This is a genomic window from Gilliamella sp. B2923 (genome assembly GCF_026536565.1).
Taxonomy (GTDB): Bacteria; Pseudomonadota; Gammaproteobacteria; order Enterobacterales; family Orbaceae; genus Gilliamella.
This window is the reverse complement of the sequence record NZ_JAFNNZ010000029.1, coordinates 1-3282: the sequence shown is the minus strand read 5'-3', so window position 1 is coordinate 3282 and position 3282 is coordinate 1. Positions and strand designations below refer to the sequence as shown.

Annotated in this window: 2 protein-coding genes; both read left to right on the top strand. The window is 34.2% G+C overall.

The features are described 5' to 3' along the window. Window positions 1–2804: DUF6138 family protein (locus J3U42_RS12100; RefSeq protein ID WP_267336587.1), on the top strand; the 2804-nt coding region annotated here is incomplete at its 5' end. A 105-nt stretch (window positions 2805–2909) separates the two neighbouring features. Next, the coding region (locus tag J3U42_RS12095; RefSeq protein WP_267336586.1) for a WGR domain-containing protein at window positions 2910–3282 on the top strand (373 nt) is incomplete at its 3' end.

Below are 3282 nucleotides of genomic sequence, written 5' to 3'. Positions count from 1 at the left end.
TAAAGCAAGGTGTGCAGTTCGATATTGAAGCGACATTTGAACAATTAAAAGCATTAAGCCCCAGCAATAATGAATTTCAAATTTTCATCAAAGATATGCTTCAAATGACATTTTCAAAATTTATGAAGAAAATATCACCGATTCACTTTGATTGCATTCCTTATCTTTTGAGAATCAGAGATCCAGAAATTCTTTTCCAAGAAATCTTTGCGCAAGGTGTGATGAAATATATTTATGAACGTTATCAGACTCATTCCGAATCAATCCATCAACTGTCTGAACAATATCTAACCGATTATCCAATACAAATGGTGGATAAAATAGTTAACGCATTACAGAGTATTTTTGAAACTACCAAATTCCCTGAAAATGTTTGTGGCTTTAATATCACCTTTGATTATAAAACGCTGGAAATATATGCTTTATTCAATGAACGAAATTCCAAACGCTATTATTCAGAAAGTCTAAATGAGCTAGAATATGATGGTACTAGTTATGGCGTTGAGATAAATAATCAATATTTTGTTCCATTACTTACCGAAAAACTCCAGAAAATGCTGGATGATGGTTTTTTTGGTGATATGACTAATAGATATTTCAAAATTGCCCTTTTCCAAACAGATAATATTCTTATTGAAATACCACTAGAGCAAACCTACCGACAAACAAAGGTATTTGAGCTTGAAAGAGACCTAAAATATCTCGAGCAATCAGATGAATATTATGCAGATTTGCTAACTGACACGGTTGAGGAATATTTTGCCTATAATGGCATTATTGATAATTATGATACCGATAGAATTTTAGCATTACTAAAAAAATATCTTTATTCATGTGAAAAAGAGGCTGAATCGGAAGGACGTTCTCTGTTAAGGAAATACAAAGATTTTGATTATAACAAATGGTGGTTAGTTTATTTACAGTTTGAATGGGCTAATTTTGATTATAGATATGCTTATAACGGTGTTGAATGCTTAGTTGATAAAGGATATGAACCAGCAATTTTACAAAAACAAGCGTGGGATAAGCTGGGCATTATTGATAGCAAGTCAGAAAAAAAAGACGATTCACGCTATCAATCAGCAACCGAACGTTTTTATAATACTTTTACTGAAAATGATGTTTTTTGTGAAACTGATACTATTATCGCCAGAGCCATGCCAACGGGCGGTGAAATTTACTTACGCTTTAAACAAGAAAGTGAACAGGCATATTCCGATGCGCTTGATTATTTAAATGGAATAATGGCAAAAGGTTATTCAGAAATATTTCAGGGGCATTGGCTTCATATTTATTTTGTTGCCAAGCCTAAATACTATTCTGAATTTGCTAAATATGTTGAAGACTTTGAATACCTTAAAGACATTGAAGAATCAGAACTAGGGCTAGCGATAGGAGGTATAGTCTGTGGTTCACATGCCTTTTTCCGCAAAGCAGTGATGTACGAAAGTTTACACGATAAAATAAGAGAGTTTGTTGACTTAACCATGTATCAAGATCATAAAAGTTTTGAAATACAAAATGAAAGTTCAGTCGCCGGGACATTCGCCGCCATAGCCTTAGCAATGACGGATGTAAAACATATGGATTTGGCTATTAAATTTGCTAATGAAATCGATAGTTACTATGAAGATTTGGCTAGTAATTTTGGTATTGTTCTTGAAAAATATTGGGGCATTACGCCCGAAACAGCGGTTGCGATTGCGTTATTGCAATTAAGTTATGAGTGTCATACGGCTAAATTATCTAGTCAATTTTATAAAATTCCGCAAAATTTAGCTAGTTTGACGGATTATTACAGAAGGAATGAGCCAAAAAACCCAAATTGTAAATTGACTAATTTAGTAATAGAACTTTTTGATAATTATAAACCTAGTTATGCTCTTAAAAAGTTAAAAAAATTATTTAATAATGCGACTGATCCGCAAGAAAAGTTGATATACGCAGATTTTCATAATTTAGTTATAGAAGCTTTTGAGGAAGAAGGAGAAGTTAGCGGTCAACCAATTATCTATAATCTCCCTCCTAAATATGAAAACGATTCCAAACCGTTAACAATAGTTGACCAAAATTTTATCGAAAATCCACCTTGTGTCATTACGCCATTGGAAGCTAAAAAGCGTGGGTTTAATGTTAGAGAATTGGAAACTTATGATTCCTCATGGAGAGCAGTTATTTTTGCGCCATTAACGATAACTAATCCTTACATTTTCGATGCTATTATCCAATATTGTAAGGTGCAAAATGACATAGGTACTCGCTCTGTTATCCTTTGGGGCGCTGAACAGGCATACTGTTTTGGTAAAAAGGTTGTGATTGATTTTAGTGGCACACCCTATCAAGTGGGTATGGGAATTTATGGTATAAATCAAGCTCAGCTAATTTATGGTGTAATGGATTTTGCTAAGATTGCTGTTGCAATGAACAAACAAGCGCCCGATAAAGAAAAATTATTCGCACTGCGAAAACAATATTATTATTTCGATAGTCCAAAAGGGAGTCCTGTTATTGATAAATCTAAGCCTGGTATGATGTATTTGGATGAAGCTTTAGCAGCTGGGGTTTTTGAGGATGATAATTATCGGGCAATCAAAAAGCTTGAAAAAATCACCCCAGATATGGGCGAAGTCTATGATGCCTCACTGCTGTTTATGGCATATATACAGCAGAAAAAACTAGATTATGCCATGGAGAAACTGCAAAGAAAACTCGATACTACTGAACTAAAACAGGTGTACCAAACAGCACAAAAACGCCTGCCACAATATCAAGAATACTGGCAGGAAAAGTTAGCCAAATTATAATTAATAAAAAGGCTTACTAATTGGGGCTTATGCCCCAATAAACAGGATAAAGTCAAATTATTCTAATAAATATAAAAAAGATAAGTATTAGGAAAACATAACACAATGAAAAAGTATTTAGAATATAGCGATCTACAGTCAAACAAATTTTGGTATATCACCCAACAAGACGAATCACTAACCATAGTATTCGGCAAGATAGGGACAAAAGGACAAACACAAGTTAAAACGTTTTCTTCGCCTGCCGATGCGGAAAAAGAAGCCAACAAACTGATAAAATCGAAAATCAAAAAGGGCTATGAGGAAAAAGCAATCCCACCAACGCTTGAACAATCAACCTGCACAGAAAAAACAATCATCAAAATGGCCGACGCCTCAAAACCGAAATACCACCCAAAACCCATTCCACCCAAAGATGTGATTGATGATGGTGAAAAAAAACCGTGGAGGAATCTTGTAGCATTTGATTTTGAAGAGT